Origin of the sequence: Vibrio sp. 10N.239.312.D08 (assembly GCF_041466145.1) — a bacterium.
GTDB classification, from domain to species: Bacteria; Pseudomonadota; Gammaproteobacteria; order Enterobacterales; family Vibrionaceae; genus Vibrio; species Vibrio crassostreae_C.
In genome coordinates this window covers 110,307-124,240 of record NZ_JBFSSD010000008.1, presented here as the reverse complement: position 1 = coordinate 124,240, position 13,934 = coordinate 110,307, and the positions used below count along the sequence as shown (strand labels likewise).

Sequence of the window (13,934 nt, the reverse complement as noted above, 5' to 3'; positions counted from 1 at the left end):
ATGAGCAAACAGTCAAGCGTCTGTGCCACCTCTGATAAGCTGATGGTCTACATCCGTTAAGACTCGAGTATGGCGAAAAAGAAAAAGGAACGCCAATCTAGGCGCCTCGCCAAACCAGTACTTTCATGGACGGAGGTTAAACTGATCACCAGCCGACGACATCGTATCGAGGGCGCATTAAGCTTCAGGGTGTCGACCATCTCTAGACAACAAGTCTTACCCGAATACGAGCGTATTTGGGAACAAACCATCGTCGAAGAAGCTTACCAACAAGCGATGGGCGAGTTATTAGATCAGGGCGATGTCGTGTTAAGAGTAGAAGACTCAATGGGCTTCTCATTCATTATGGGTATTTTCTTTTGGGAACACCTTTCTACAAACAGCCACAATGAACAGTGGGATTTCACTTCCATGACTCTGCCCAGTGGGTGACTCAATCTTGTCGTGGCGTTCAACCAGTTGGCGCTGCTCATCACGCCAGTAGGCAAAACTTAGCCATTCTTTGGGTTTAAATTCGCGTCTTTCTGGTGTGAGTCAGATAGCTCCAAATATCGATGGCGCGTCGGGACTTGATGAATCCGATTCATGCTTAAACAGTGTCCCCCGTCGTAGTCACAATATTTTCAATTTCAGAACTGACTTTGATTCTAGTGTTGGGATTAACTTAACCAAGAAGTTTTGGTTGGTGAGGAGCCTAATAACTTGATTCATACGGATAGTGATCTCGCGGCTGGTGTCACTTTCTTTAGGATTTTTAGTGTCTTGACATCATCGACTGGTAACGGGGGAATAACTTTAAGTGTTGATAGAAAAAGTGTATTACATATGTAATACATTGACAGTGTGCTTTTTGTTTTTTATTGTGTATTACACATGTAATACATGAGGTGTTTATTATGAAAACTAAGATCATCAGCGCGGCGAACCAAAAAGGTGGCGTTGGAAAAACCACGACTCTTGTCAATTTAGGGGCTGAGCTTGCACGAAAACGAAAAGTGTTAGTTATTGACCTCGATCCTCAAGGGAACTGCTCTAAAACGTTAACCGGACAACGTGATTTTAAGTTTGAAGAGACGGTGGCTGCTTTGTTTGATAAGCCTAAAGTTGTGTCCATTGTCGATTTAATTCAACCTGCACAGATTAATGGGAACTCTATTGAAAACCTCTATGTCGTTCCCGCTGATGTTCAGTTGTCACGTGTCATCGAAACATCACTGACAAAGATTAATCGTGAACGAATTTTAGAAAAGCAATTAGCGAAGTTAGGTGATACCTATGATTTCATTCTTCTTGATACTCCACCAAACTTATCCCTAACGACTCTTAACGCAATCCAGGCTTCAGACCTTATCTTGATCCCTGTAGATTCAGGTGCATTTTCATTAGACGGCATTAGCTCTTTACTCGAAGCTGTCTATGAAATTAAGGAGGATGAAGGCAATTATCTGATCTTGAGGAACGAGGTCGACTCAAGAAACACTATTATTAATGAGTTCATTGATGAGGAATTGGAGGTAGTACAAGATAAATTGCTACCAGTATCTGTCCGTCGTTCTGAGCATGTTGGACAAGCTAATGCCGTTTCCTCTCCTGTGCGCTTTTATAAATCGGGATCTCTTGTTAATAACGATTACCGAAAACTGGCTGCGTTTCTTTTGAATTTGATGTAATACATAGGTAATACATATGAGCAAGTTGAAAAAACGAGGAGCTATAACAGCTATCTCTACTGACAAGAACGAAGGTTCAAGTAAGTCGACTGGAATTACGACTGTCAAAAAGAAAGTGACGACATCTTATATGGTGCCTCCTCTGACTCTTAGAATGTCACTTACTGATAAAGAACGGATAACCGATTGGGTAGCAAATCTGCAAGAGCAGACAGAGAGAAATGTGTCTGCAGCGAAACTGTACCGAGCTTTGGCTTTATATCGAGACAAGATAGATGATGAAGAGCTCGTTGAGTTGATTAATAAAATGAATTGAATATGTATTACCTATGTAATACATATTTGCTTTTAAGGCTCTGTATCTATTTTAAGACATTTCATAGAGCCTTAGTTTGGACTTAACTTCTAGCACGGATGAACATGACACTTGAAGCGTCTTATTACCTGTTCTGGGCCTTCTCTCCTTGTAAAGACTAACACTTTAAACGTGTCTTTAATCATGACTCTTATCGTTGCCTTGGTTCCCCTGCAGCTAGGCCTTGTTTGAACCCCGTTATTGTCCTAAGAGTCATAGCGCCTTGTCGTTTCCTCCTCGTTGTTCTCTCTGTCTTCGAATAAGTTCGTGTAAGGGCTTGTTTTCTTATGCGCCGATTTTCTTTCACTCGCATCATTTTCGGGCATGCAGGCTGTTAACCGTTTCTCCCCACAACCTGCTTTACAAGGGAGGCTTCGCCGCTGCGCGCCCTTGCAAAGCAGAACGATGTTGAGAGAGCGGACAGCCAAGCGGCTCCGAAAAGTGATACTCAAACAGAAAGGAAACTCTCATGGCGCAACAAAACTCAACCCCAACTCTCTCTAATTCAAATTCATCGACCAGCGTTTCGCCGCTGGGGCACGAAAGCTCACCAAAAAATGATGTCTCTAGTCCTTTGGCGGTATTGAAGTTGCGCTCTCAAGTCAAAAAGTGTCGTGATGAGGCGAAAAGAAAGTCTGATTGGGTTTCCAAAATCCAGCGTTTGAAAATGTTCAGTCGTCGCCAGTCGCCAGAGCAGCAGGCTGATATCGCAGCGTTAAAAGACCAAGGGTTCGTTGAAGCTATCAAGCAGCAGTTTCCGCTATTGGGATCGCGTCGTTTTGCTTTCCATGAAATCCGTAATTTTTTCATCGAATTAAATGGTGCTGGCTTTGGTGAATGGTTTCTTCACGAGCGAGTGGATCACATCATTCTTTACACCACTTACGGTTCTGTGTTTCCCGCGTTGCGCTTTGTGACAACGGGAGAGGGGACGTTTAAGTGCTCAGGGTTTTGTTTTGATGTGCGTTTTGGCGCTTAGGGGGTCACATGAAAGTGCGTTCTACAGTATCCGCTGACATATCCATGCACGTGATTTGGGTGAATTCGACCGACTTTGATTCCACCGTAAAGGCCGTCAAGGTTCATGAAATTTTGGTGAATGAGTTTGGGTATACCGACGCCTTAATACTAGAGCAAGGCAACTGAGGCAAGGGGGTGAGTATCAGTGTGTGTGACCTGACTACCACCATTAAACAGATGCGAGAAGACTACGGCTACGCAAAGAAAGCAGAAAGGACGATAGGAACAACCTCTGAGCATCGCACGTCGGCTAAGGCTTTACTCTCTTGTCTGTATGACGACTAAAGTCGGCAGATGCGTGACGGCTCAAATACTCATCAGATCATCAATCTGTCTGAATTTTGTTTCGATATTCCAACTGTTTGCGGTATTCAAGCGGTTCGTGTTTTTAGACGAGCAACGCCCTGTTCGGTCTTGTCCTAAGTAGCCAAGGTTATCGAGTGGCGCAAGTCGAGTAACCAGCAGGGTGCTCTCTTGGTGGGGAAGGGACATTTCTACCTGGGCGACGTACTTTGGGTTGAGATATTGGCTTAGGCTGTCCTTTTGGCTTGTTGTCGCGACTTCCTTTAAACCGTCCCATTTGAGAACCCTCACGCAAGGGAGGCTTCGCCGCTGCGCGCCCTTGCGCTGCAGAACCTGCAACTGGGTACGGACAGTCAGACGCTCACCAAGACCGAAAGGAAATACCATGTCAGCACTTGTTCAATACTCAAATGTTTCGTTATTCACATCAGAAGAAAAGGGCATCCTTGACCAGGCCGCAAGCATTCTCAAATCCAAACTGATTATCTCAGAACAAACGCCATTAACCTCGCCTGAATTGGTGAAATCGTTCTGTCAAACGTCCTTGGCCGCTTGTGAGTCTGAAGTGTTTGGGATTATCTTCCTCGATAATCAACATCGAGTGTTGCGCACCAAAGAGATGTTCTACGGTACCGTTAATGCCGCTTCGGTCTATCCGCGTGAAGTCGTGAAAGCGTCGCTGGCCGCGAACGCGAGTGCGGTTATTCTCTATCATAACCACCCAAGTGGCGACGCCACCCCAAGTCAAGCTGACCGACGCATTACCCGTCAACTGACGGATGCGTTGGCATTGGTTGATATCCGAGTACTGGACCACTTCGTGGTTTCATTTGAGTGTGTGGTGTCTTTTTCTGAGCGAGGCTGGATTTAAAAAAGCGGCTTATGGCCGCTGATTGAAACAGGGTAGGAGACTACCCTTTAACACATTTTTGGACAGAAGTTTGCCAGCGGTTATGCTAATTTAGTCTGTTACGGATAACTTTTAGTAATCTATATAGTCTTATCACGACAGCGCTCGCCTTGAGAAATTCATCGAGGTGGGATCACCGCAGGAAAAGATCGCACAATTTACTTATATAGAGGCATCGGGCTTGTTCAACAACCGGATTAAGTACTGGCTTCGCAGCGCTTAATCCTTATTTGTTATAAGCAATAAATTAGCGGCCAGCAGCTTTTGCAGCGGTTTCGATCCAAGTCCCCATATTATTATACCCATCGTCCTTGTTCCACCTATAAGACTTATATGAACTAGTAAGCATCCAATCTCCTTTGGTTGATGTCTTGCCGTCTTTGTTCTTAATTTTACTTATATCGATTTCTAATAAACCTTTTCCAAGCTCAATACTTTTTTCGATTTCATATTTCACCCATTTACTCTTACAAGTCTTTGAGCCTACTAAGACAACTGTTACGGAGCATCCACTCAGTTGCCCATCAATCCACTTTTTTATCTCGGCATCAGTTTTCTTTTTTACTTTTTCCCACTCAGCAGAGTCGAAAAAACCAGCGCTCTTTCTATCTTGAGTAACCCAACTGTTTCTTACAACATTTGCACGCCAGTTATCTTCTGAAAACTGAAAACTAAAAAATGCTTTTCTAGCCATACTTTATATCCCTCTATTTTTTAAGTTAATAATATGAATTACCAAATCAATTAATTCTTTAGTCTCAACTTGGCGGTCGCCAAGTTTTTTGAAAAGTTGCTTCATCTCGATTGAGATGCCCGTATTTTTCTGAATTTCTGAGTTTTGCTCTTCCCATAGTTGCTCAGCCATATAACCCGTAGCACCAATAGGAATTAAAAATAACCCTTTATTTTTTGCAATTTCATACTCCTCACGCATTCCGTTAGACAAAACAACGTTGTTATTACTTAACTTGTTACCAAACATAAATAAGGCAATGCCAGCATGATCAATCATGTCTTCTCTATATTTTGTCCACAAAGCTGATAAAGACATCTCTCCTTCCGTCGATTGTGGGAAAGGTCGTAACACAAGCTGATCTTCAATTTTGGCTTTTGGATTAGTGAACGTCTGCTCTAATACGCCTGAGATAACAGAACTGCCAACACCTAACCCAAAACCGGAAACAACGCGTAAATTTTGGGAAACTAGAGACCGACTTAAGCTATATACAAAACTAAGTGCCTCCCTTTCATCCATTTCACCATATTCATGAGCAGCACCAGAGATAAAAGCAGTTTTGGATTTATAATTCTGTTCTAGGCGTAGTAATAAATCTGTAATTTCAGAATAATTATTGACTATTATTGTTTTTATATTGAATCTTTCTAGATCTTTGATGAAGTAACTTTGCTTTATTTTCTTGTATTCAAAATCAGCTAAACTTTCATCGTTTTCTTGTTCTATAGCTTTAATAAAACAATAATGCCTCCGTTGGCTCCCTTCATACGCAACCCTGACTCTACTTAGGATGTAGTCCAAATTTGGGTCTGTAAAACTAAAGCCAATAAATATGAAAGTTTTTGAAATCAGATCACCTTTCAAATTAGCTAAATACTGATCCATTTTTACGTGATAACGTTCATAGTCATCTTTGGTCAAAACCGCTTGATTTGGATGCTCGACATCGCCATGCATTTTATACACAACAGCATCACGCTTTGGTCTTGTTGTTGATAGATGATCTTTTGTATATTTAACATCAGCTATTTTTCCAGCTCTATCTAAAGCAGACTCAATCATCTTGTCATAATTTGTAGTCCAATAAGTGCGTATTGGTAGCCGACAAAGGATTTTATGATTATCTGTTTCTAATGCTTCTCGTGAAAATTCCTCTATAAGCCTTTGATTAAGCTGGCTACGGTTGTTGCCATTATCATTGCAATGGAATTGTGCAAGCGCTACAAGATCGCTTTCTTTTTCAACATCTAAGCCAAGTTCATCCGCTATTGGTCTAAGCAGTTCAGCCCAATTAACAAAACCAGCCCCTGCCGACATTCCAGCTCCTGCAAAAACAGCCACGTTCTCTTCAGGAAGCTCTTTACCTACGTCTAATAAAAATGCTTTCTTCTTTAGATCCATTAATACTCCCTCAATTTGGTGCAAAAAACGATGGCTTATAACGCTATATCTGCTGAGCAATCCCGCATATCACCCTATTGAAACGGATGCATATCAACTCAATGCGGTTCAAATTATCAACTATTACTTAAAAAAACAACAACATTGACGGTGTAGTTTCAACTGATGGCTTTCCACGTCGTGTTCATACAGTACTATTGAGCATCATCGTTATTGGAGGTGTTTATCATTAGGTTTAGTAATGATCCTCTATAGTGGTCGAAACAAACTTTGGGGCATTTTCGAGCTAGAAAATACTGTGCGTTAAAATTCAGGTTGTGACGATTTTGGACAGAGACGTGCTAGAACTATTGCACTAACAAGCTTCTGCCTGATTAGAAAAAGTATCTTGAAACCTTAAATGCTTGTTAGTTTTATTGCATCCGCCAAACTTCACTTTCGTCTATATGCTGTAAAACATCAATATCATTAGACTCAAAGTAGCTTTGAGTATTTACCAATACTCTGTCGGTAACTTTTTCAATAAAGCTCAATGGGTATACCAGCTCAACTCTATGACCAGAAACTAGTTGTTCCTCTGAATTAGTGGCAATATTGACAACTTTATATCCGGGTTCCTTGTAGATACCGTAACTTGCACCAGAACAGTTTTGGAAACTATGAATCAAATTATTTCGGAGCTCATATAACAAACTAAAGTGAGAAAATTGGTCTACGTACGCTTTATGTAACTTACCCTTATCACTAGCATATTTATTCCACAAACTTATGATCTCATCAGACTTTATATCTACTTGTGAAATAGCTGTAAAACCTGATACCGCTAGAGTTTTATCTGTCGGAAACAACCTATTTTTGACGAAGATAGACACTTCTTCAGTTGCTAAACACTTAAGCTCATCAATGTCTTTTACATCAGAGTGAATGAACGCATTGAGTTGTTGGATGCTAATTAACCCTCCATCAGTCCAATCACTGAACTTCTTCAAGGTGTTAATAAACCGCTCTCTATTATTTTTCTTTTCACTCGGAACTGAGAAGTTAGAAATACCATCAATCAAACACAGGTAAAGTGTAATTTTGTACTTATCATCACATTCCAACTTTCTGATATTGATGAAGTCATTTCTAAATGAACCAAAAACACATTCTATCGCTCGCTTGTTCATTTACACTCTCCATAAAACTAACGCCGCATAAAGGTGTGAGCAACCCTACCACGATACTAAAACACTGCGCCATAAACACGAAACCCAACGATGGAATGAAAAATGCCATGCGTTGGGAATCACTCTTAAATGCTTTGTATATGCCTTTAGTCTATGTCAGGTTTCATTGCTGCAGGACCACTAGCCGAAGAGCTAGACTGCGAGTTTGAGGTTGGTTGTGTTGTTTCACTTGGTGCGAGTTCGGCAGCAGTCGCAAGACTTTTCTTTATTTGTTGTGCCCCTTGCAAACTTTCTAACGAGATACCTCTGACTTCAGTTTGTATTACGTTCTGTTTCTCGTTCTCACTCATATTTTTCTCCTTGTTTATGAGCCCTATCGACGTTGATAAGCCTAATATAATCGTCAATACTATCCCAATGTAAAAGCACCTTATTGCTACTTTATCCAATTGTTGCAGTTGATACTGTTTAACACTCACATCTTTGTCTTGCGTCAAATCAATCATGAAGTCGGCGTTCTTACCAAACATTGTAACAACAGCATAAATAGAACCAAGGAAGGAAAGACTGGATAAAACAAATATGATTAAGTCATGCAGATTTACTACTTCCGCTAATTTCAAGAGTGTTAGAGAAAAGCCAATCCCAGCCACCGATAAGGTCAAAATACTCTTATCTTTCTCCATACTTGTAGTGTAGTAAGAAGCATAAGACTGACTCTTAAACTCAACAGCGTATAACCTTCTGAGGTCACGATCAGATATAGAGTTGGGAACATCAGTGTTTTCTTTAGTTTTTTTATCATCTTCCTGACGTTGATTCGTTATTTTACAAAAAATATTCACTTTTCTTCCTTTTCCCTCATCACTCTCGGGCATATAACGCCAGCAATAAGGTGCGCCACGACTAACCCACTAAGAGCACTTAACTCCAGACCAAAACCGCCAAGTGTAACGCGTCAACCTTGATTGCCTTGTGTACGCCCAGCATGGGTATGAACTAATGAGGTGAGAGTCCTCTGTAGGAAAATCACCATTTAATCATCAACTTGTTGATATTAAATGTTAACTACTAGCGAATGGCAAGGGCTTTTCCGCGAGGAATGGTCTGAAGGAAGCCGCGAGCAAAACTGCGAGCTGATGAACAAGAACATCATACTAGGCGTAGGTCAGAGGCGAGTTGGCACAAGACGACGAAGCCAAGTGATTTAATGACCACCGTAAATGATGCAGTTGTGCAGTGAAAGTCCATGTCCTTATCTGGGGAGATCTGCTTAACAAGCGATTGTTAACCTAACCAGCTTGGCCTCTGGTTCAACAGGCCTGGCGCGTGAGCATCATCAACTCACGCGAGCGAAACCGATGAACAACGATAGCGCTTTACGAGGTAACTCGTTAAGTGATTAAGCAGAAGTCAGCAGACGGCATAGTAGCCAAACGCCCATCGTAATGGTTGGGACAAGGTGAAGGCCTGAACATTTAGAAGAAGGAGGAGTCTTGTCAAACTTGTCGATACCCACTACGCCGACAGGCGATTACTATCAACAGCGTAATGATAGGCAACCATCCTTCAACAGCGATCTATTCACTCAATTGCTCCGATCTGAAAATTTACAGCAAGCATGGCGTCAAGTTAAAGCCAACAAAGGTGCGGCAGGTATCGATGGCATGACCATCGACGCCTTCCCGCTTTGGCTACAACAAGGGGGCTGGCAGCAATGTAAATCTCAATTAGAGCACGGTGAATATAAACCCTCAGCGGTCAGACGTGTAGAGATTGATAAACCCGATGGCGGTAAACGCAAATTGGGGATCCCTACCGTTATTGATCGAGTGATACAGCAAGCCATTGCTCAAATACTCACCCCCCTGTTTGACCCCTTCTTTTCGACTAACAGCTTTGGCTTTAGGCCGAATAGAAATGCCAAACAAGCGGTACTGAAAGTACGGGATACCATTAAACAGAAACGAACATTTGCTGTCGATGTTGACCTGTCTAAATTCTTTGACCGAGTTAATCATGATCTCTTGATGACTCAACTGAAGGAAAAGATACAGGATAAGCGTCTACTGGCGCTTATTGGTAAATACCTCCGTGCCGGTGTGATGGTCAACGACCAATTTGAAGCAAGCTCGGAAGGTGTGCCTCAAGGTGGTCCACTCTCGCCATTACTATCAAACATTATGTTGGATAGTCTGGATAAAGAGCTGGAAAACAGAGGGCATCAATTCGCCCGCTACGCGGACGACTTCATTATTCTGGTGAGGTCTCAACGAGCGGGAGTCCGCGTGCTAAAGAGCATTACTCACTACCTCGCCACGACGTTAAAACTGGTTGTTAATGAACAGAAAAGCCAAGTGGTTAAGGTAGCTCAAAGCAAGTTCCTTGGTTTCACCTTTTCCCGAGGTAAGATCCAGTGGCACGCTAAAACGGTACGTATTTTGAAACAAAAGATAAGGCGACTCACAAACCGAAACTGGGGTGTCAGTATGAGTTATCAATTATTTAAACTACGGCAATACCTGCAAGGCTGGATTAATTACTTTGGCATCGCTAACGCTTATCAAGCGTGTGTCGATTTAGACCAGTGGATACGTCGACGAGTACGTATGTGCTACTGGCGTCAGTGGCGTAAACCACGGACAAAGGTGCAAAACTTACTTAAACGCGGAGTCTGGATCCAAACTGCCGTTGGTTGTGGTATCACAAGCAAAGGGCCGTGGCGAAGTTCGAAAACACCTGGGATACAGCAAGCACTGAGTAATGATTACCTTAGGAAAGCGGGATTATTTTCACTGAAAGACGGATGGATCGCTGTTCAATATCCAAACCAGAAGATATAAGTTAGGCGTTCTGAATGAACCGCCCTGTGCGGATCCGCATGCAGGGTGGTGTGGGGGCTGGAGGGTAAATACCTCCGGCTACCCGATTAGTTCTAATTTACCCAAGCTGATCAATAGCGCGGAGAAACAAACGACCTAAACTTGTAATCTCATGACTAGATGCCTTAATCATACCTGTCTTATCGTCAAACTCAGGGAACTCACCCTTTTTAGGCTTCTTAAATCGAGGTTTGAGTAAGTTCAAAGCTACAAGATTATTCTTATGAGTTTGATGAATAACATATTTGTCGATTTCATCCTGAGTAGATCCCATGACTGCAGGAGGTACACGAATAATGTCACCATGTTTTCCCCAAAATTCCTGCTCTTCTCCAGGAGTTTGATACAAAACATAAGACTTTAAAGTCAGTATTTCGATATCGTTTAATTGCCCTAGAATTCCTAACAAACGCTTATATTCAATATGTTTTACTTCTGGCTCAGTTAGGCTATTTTTAAGCAATGATGCGATGTAGTCGAGCCTTTCTTGAGATAAAGCTCGTGAAGCAAAGATGAAACCATCTTCTAGAATATCAATGGACTCTTCTGAGTTGAGCTTATCCTTAACTTTAACTTGCTCTTTAACTGATATTTTAGTTTCTAATTCAACCAGTAGTTTTTCGATTCGGTCAATTCTCTGGTTAGGAATTATTGAACCTACCACTTCTGCTGCTAAAGGACCCACAAATGGTATTGCACCCACCACACCCTTGCCAATCACTGCTGCCAAATCGGATTTATTCGTACTCAAAGTTGTCTCCTTAGAACTAACACTTTAATATCGTGCCAGCACGAATTTATGTATTCAGCATATCTCATGAAACCTATCTAACCAACTGAAAATTATGTATATAATTAAGATTTAATCTAATTTCTAGTTGAAAACCGTGCAAGCACATATTGCTTCCAATTTAAGGCATGTTATCAATCAAAAACTTCCCTTTAGTTCTCTATTATTCAATAGCTTAGAAATAGTTGAGCAACATATTCGTGCGTAAGTGTGATTGAAGGTTAGTCTGTTGTGGATTAGAACATTTAGCTATATTGTTGGAACTCTAGGCATGAGGAAAAGTAAGGCAAGTTACAGGGTTTCAAACTGAGTTCAATCCCTCTCTAGCTCACTTTGGGGCATTTTCGAGCAAGAAAATGCCACGGGTAAAAATTCAGCCTGTGAAGGCTTTGGATAAAAGAGTGATAGAGACGTTACTTCTACAGTCTTATCCGAGATTAAGAAAAGTAACTTGAAACCTTAAAGGCTGGCGTTTTTCTGTTTAAGTGAGCTGATAAGATACTCAATGTTGTAAGTGTCGTTTTCCGAAATTAGTTCGTTATGCTCCAGAAAAATTTCGCCGATTGGGAGTTTGAAAGCTGATATAAACACCTCATCAAATGGGAGGTTAGTGCTAGGCGTTGCCTCTAGAAAACTGTCAAATTGCCGAGAATCCCATCCTTGCTTCTGCCTTAATGTATCTCTATTTGAGAAGTACATTACGAATCCACCGCAAGTATAAAATTTAGTTGCACTCTCAATATGTTGTAGCGCAATAACACCTAGCAATTCTACTTGTGATAGAAGATGACCTTGCTCTAGAATTTCATCCGATCTTCTTACATCAACAAACTTATCTTTGATTACCCAGCTAACCGCTTCATTTTGCTTCTCTTCTTGCATAAAACAGTCATAGTGCAATGTATACATTGATGTCTGCTTGTACTTTTCAATTGCATCAAAACCAATATATTTTGCAATGAACTCGTCAGAGTATGGGTAAGTGATTATGTCACCAGTTCTAGCGTAGATCTCTTCATCATTGAGTAACACTGGCATCGGATCTATCGCTAACCTCATTACAGCTACAGTCCCAATACAACTCTCTACATATCCAACAAATTCATCGACAAATACTTCATCACCATATTTGTTTTTGATTCGATTTAATGGGTGATTTCTACTCGCATAAAGTTTGTCAAAACCCTGTTTGTGGACGTACTTATTGAGACGCTTTTTAACTTTCTCTGTCTCGTCAAAAAACTCTGAAAGTTTACTTTTGATATCCTTAAATTCGCTCTCATTTGATTCCAAGTGTTTAATCATACCTGCATACATTGGAAAATGTTGCTCAGACTTCCATTTCTCTAGTTCTCTTTTCCTAACTTCTTCTTCAGAGTCATAGAGGTACATCATCGTCATTACGACTTCTAATGACTGACGTAGAGAGTAAAAGGCACAGTCAAAATAACCCTGCTCGAACAAGGCAAGACTATTGACAATCAGGTGGCTTGCTTCAAATATGAAGGTGTTTGCAATACTAGCATCGGCTCTTCCAGTGAAACTGTCTTCAATGTTAGACACATCGAGAAGTAGTTTTTCTTTACTAGGAACTTGTAGAGGCTTGAGATGCCTCGTTACTTTATATTTTCCAAAATCCATATTTTACTCGACTGTTTTTCCCCTTGGTCGCCCATAGTCCATCAAGTAGACACTATATTGGGCGAATACACATTACGCCCACTCTATATCACCCCATATGCAGGACTAGGCTGGACGTTGGCTCTGTTATATCTAGCCATACATTCTTCGATGTATCGAAATATAGTCATTGCTGCGTTAATCATCGCCTGCGCTTCTGGTTCAAGAAGCAGTTCGTTATTATGCGCAAGACTTGCATGGTTACGAATAGTACCCAGAGCATTGATGGTAGCAGCCATACTGTTAAGAACATTCGCAACTTCTGATGGCCTATTTCCCTGAGACTGAAGAGCGGGGTGATTGCTCTTCAGTTCTTTGAAAGCCTTTTGTGCTGTAACACCTGAATCCAATGGAATACTCGCATCTTGGCAAAGGCTAACGATGTATGCATGAAGTGCAGTATGGACACGATCAATTGCACTTGCTGGCGGTAGTGTTTTTGCATCTTGCAGCGCCCTAATGACTGTTTGAGACATAGATTCTGGAGGCTCTGGCACCTGAACATTTCCTGCCATTACCAGCTTACCATTGTTGATATGACAAGGCATTCCATGCCTAGATAGAATTTGGTTTATGTGTGCGTCTGTAGGGACGGTGATTTCGAAACGAGATAGCTGCTCAAATGCATTATAGATTGCAGCAATAAAGCCCGGGCCATTCTTCCTTGCCTCTGCCATGTACCATTCCAGATCGCCTTTTGCCCAGTCAATATTAGAACTTCTGCTGAACTCTATTCCCGCTGGCTTCGCTATGTGCTTCTTATAGATTTCAATGAGGCTTTTTTCCTCACACCTTTCGTTGAAATTAACTCTCCCTATCAGTATCTGCAATTCTTTAAAAGCATTGTCAGGGATAGCAAAAGGATATTCAGTTGCAAACTGTAGTTCAGCGGGTAGTTCGAGAGGCATCTTCATCCCATTATTATGTAAATCGTCTATGAGAAGAATATTATCACTGATTTCCGATATGGAAGAAACTTTAACAGATAGTTACGCTTTTTGAGTTAAGTACATTTCGG

At 41.5% G+C, this 13,934-nt stretch carries 16 protein-coding genes; 8 read left to right on the top strand and 8 right to left on the bottom strand.

Annotated elements, in window-relative coordinates:
• The first annotated feature begins 69 nt into the window (after positions 1 to 69).
• From AB6D58_RS06615 to AB6D58_RS06590, 6 genes are all read left to right on the top strand, one after another.
• Complete coding sequence (locus tag AB6D58_RS06615; RefSeq protein ID WP_229647733.1) at positions 70 to 432, top strand: hypothetical protein; 363 nt, start codon at positions 70 to 72, stop codon at positions 430 to 432.
• 464 nt (positions 433 to 896) lie between these two features.
• Positions 897 to 1,670: a ParA family protein gene (locus AB6D58_RS06610; protein ID WP_016799981.1), complete on the top strand. Its 774-nt coding sequence runs from the start codon at positions 897 to 899 to the stop codon at positions 1,668 to 1,670.
• A gap of 16 nt (positions 1,671 to 1,686) precedes the next feature.
• On the top strand, positions 1,687 to 1,986 hold the full coding sequence (locus AB6D58_RS06605; protein ID WP_016799982.1) for a hypothetical protein: 300 nt from the start codon (positions 1,687 to 1,689) through the stop codon (positions 1,984 to 1,986).
• Between the two features lie 508 nt (positions 1,987 to 2,494).
• Positions 2,495 to 3,004: a hypothetical protein gene (locus AB6D58_RS06600; RefSeq protein WP_229647734.1), complete on the top strand. Its 510-nt coding sequence runs from the start codon at positions 2,495 to 2,497 to the stop codon at positions 3,002 to 3,004.
• A gap of 8 nt (positions 3,005 to 3,012) precedes the next feature.
• Complete coding sequence (locus AB6D58_RS06595) at positions 3,013 to 3,171, top strand: hypothetical protein (RefSeq protein WP_372156795.1); 159 nt, start codon at positions 3,013 to 3,015, stop codon at positions 3,169 to 3,171.
• A gap of 9 nt (positions 3,172 to 3,180) precedes the next feature.
• Positions 3,181 to 3,330, top strand: a complete 150-nt coding sequence (locus AB6D58_RS06590) for a hypothetical protein (protein WP_237297951.1) — start codon at positions 3,181 to 3,183, stop codon at positions 3,328 to 3,330.
• A 21-nt stretch (positions 3,331 to 3,351) separates the two neighbouring features.
• Here AB6D58_RS06590 and AB6D58_RS06585 read toward each other — a convergent pair whose 3' ends face one another.
• A complete protein-coding gene (locus tag AB6D58_RS06585; RefSeq protein WP_229647735.1) occupies positions 3,352 to 3,537 on the bottom strand; it encodes a hypothetical protein in 186 nt (61 codons plus the stop codon).
• Positions 3,538 to 3,733: 196 nt separating this feature from the next.
• Here AB6D58_RS06585 and radC point away from each other — a divergent pair, with 196 nt between their 5' ends.
• Positions 3,734 to 4,219, top strand: coding sequence for a DNA repair protein RadC (radC, locus tag AB6D58_RS06580; protein ID WP_102420969.1), 486 nt, complete (start codon positions 3,734 to 3,736; stop codon positions 4,217 to 4,219).
• Positions 4,220 to 4,505: 286 nt separating this feature from the next.
• Here radC and AB6D58_RS06575 read toward each other — a convergent pair whose 3' ends face one another.
• From AB6D58_RS06575 to AB6D58_RS06560, 4 genes are all read right to left on the bottom strand, one after another.
• Positions 4,506 to 4,952 carry a TIR domain-containing protein gene (locus tag AB6D58_RS06575; RefSeq protein ID WP_122045054.1) on the bottom strand — a complete coding sequence of 149 codons (447 nt, stop codon included), beginning with the start codon at positions 4,950 to 4,952 and terminating at the stop codon, positions 4,506 to 4,508.
• Between the two features lie 3 nt (positions 4,953 to 4,955).
• Positions 4,956 to 6,395, bottom strand: a complete 1,440-nt coding sequence (locus AB6D58_RS06570; RefSeq protein ID WP_229647731.1) for an SIR2 family protein — start codon at positions 6,393 to 6,395, stop codon at positions 4,956 to 4,958.
• Positions 6,396 to 6,808: 413 nt separating this feature from the next.
• The gene (locus tag AB6D58_RS06565; protein ID WP_229647737.1) at positions 6,809 to 7,564 is read right to left on the bottom strand and encodes a hypothetical protein; all 756 of its coding nucleotides are present in this window, start codon (positions 7,562 to 7,564) and stop codon (positions 6,809 to 6,811) included.
• Between the two features lie 146 nt (positions 7,565 to 7,710).
• Positions 7,711 to 8,442 (bottom strand): hypothetical protein, encoded by a 732-nt coding sequence (locus AB6D58_RS06560; RefSeq protein WP_229647738.1) that lies wholly within the window; start codon positions 8,440 to 8,442, stop codon positions 7,711 to 7,713.
• Between the two features lie 618 nt (positions 8,443 to 9,060).
• On the opposite strand from AB6D58_RS06560, the gene ltrA reads away from it, so the two are divergent.
• Positions 9,061 to 10,407: a group II intron reverse transcriptase/maturase gene (ltrA, locus tag AB6D58_RS06555; protein ID WP_076653296.1), complete on the top strand. Its 1,347-nt coding sequence runs from the start codon at positions 9,061 to 9,063 to the stop codon at positions 10,405 to 10,407.
• Positions 10,408 to 10,504: 97 nt separating this feature from the next.
• On the opposite strand, the gene AB6D58_RS06550 is transcribed toward ltrA, so the two are convergent.
• The 3 genes from AB6D58_RS06550 to AB6D58_RS06540 form a co-directional block, all read right to left on the bottom strand.
• Entirely contained in the window at positions 10,505 to 11,197 is a 693-nt protein-coding gene (locus AB6D58_RS06550; RefSeq protein ID WP_229647739.1) for a hypothetical protein, read from the bottom strand.
• A gap of 498 nt (positions 11,198 to 11,695) precedes the next feature.
• Positions 11,696 to 12,877 carry a hypothetical protein gene (locus AB6D58_RS06545; RefSeq protein WP_229647740.1) on the bottom strand — a complete coding sequence of 394 codons (1,182 nt, stop codon included), beginning with the start codon at positions 12,875 to 12,877 and terminating at the stop codon, positions 11,696 to 11,698.
• Between the two features lie 83 nt (positions 12,878 to 12,960).
• Positions 12,961 to 13,593, bottom strand: a complete 633-nt coding sequence (locus tag AB6D58_RS06540; protein ID WP_372156790.1) for an abortive infection family protein — start codon at positions 13,591 to 13,593, stop codon at positions 12,961 to 12,963.
• Positions 13,594 to 13,934: the final 341 nt, after the last annotated feature.

Excerpts from the sequence above, each read along its gene's own strand:
- AB6D58_RS06545 (WP_229647740.1), bottom strand. The coding sequence starts at position 12,877 with ATGGATTTTGGAAAATATAAAGTAACGAGGCATCTCAAGCCTCTACAA.
- AB6D58_RS06605 (WP_016799982.1), top strand. The coding sequence starts at position 1,687 with ATGAGCAAGTTGAAAAAACGAGGAGCTATAACAGCTATCTCTACTGAC.
- AB6D58_RS06540 (WP_372156790.1), bottom strand. The coding sequence starts at position 13,593 with ATGGCAGAGGCAAGGAAGAATGGCCCGGGCTTTATTGCTGCAATCTAT.
- AB6D58_RS06600 (WP_229647734.1), top strand. The coding sequence starts at position 2,495 with ATGGCGCAACAAAACTCAACCCCAACTCTCTCTAATTCAAATTCATCG.
- AB6D58_RS06575 (WP_122045054.1), bottom strand. The coding sequence starts at position 4,952 with ATGGCTAGAAAAGCATTTTTTAGTTTTCAGTTTTCAGAAGATAACTGG.
- AB6D58_RS06565 (WP_229647737.1), bottom strand. The coding sequence starts at position 7,564 with ATGAACAAGCGAGCGATAGAATGTGTTTTTGGTTCATTTAGAAATGAC.
- AB6D58_RS06615 (WP_229647733.1), top strand. The coding sequence starts at position 70 with ATGGCGAAAAAGAAAAAGGAACGCCAATCTAGGCGCCTCGCCAAACCA.
- AB6D58_RS06570 (WP_229647731.1), bottom strand. The coding sequence starts at position 6,395 with ATGGATCTAAAGAAGAAAGCATTTTTATTAGACGTAGGTAAAGAGCTT.
- AB6D58_RS06595 (WP_372156795.1), top strand. The coding sequence starts at position 3,013 with ATGAAAGTGCGTTCTACAGTATCCGCTGACATATCCATGCACGTGATT.
- AB6D58_RS06560 (WP_229647738.1), bottom strand. The coding sequence starts at position 8,442 with ATGCCCGAGAGTGATGAGGGAAAAGGAAGAAAAGTGAATATTTTTTGT.
- AB6D58_RS06610 (WP_016799981.1), top strand. The coding sequence starts at position 897 with ATGAAAACTAAGATCATCAGCGCGGCGAACCAAAAAGGTGGCGTTGGA.
- AB6D58_RS06585 (WP_229647735.1), bottom strand. The coding sequence starts at position 3,537 with ATGTCCCTTCCCCACCAAGAGAGCACCCTGCTGGTTACTCGACTTGCG.
- radC (WP_102420969.1), top strand. The coding sequence starts at position 3,734 with ATGTCAGCACTTGTTCAATACTCAAATGTTTCGTTATTCACATCAGAA.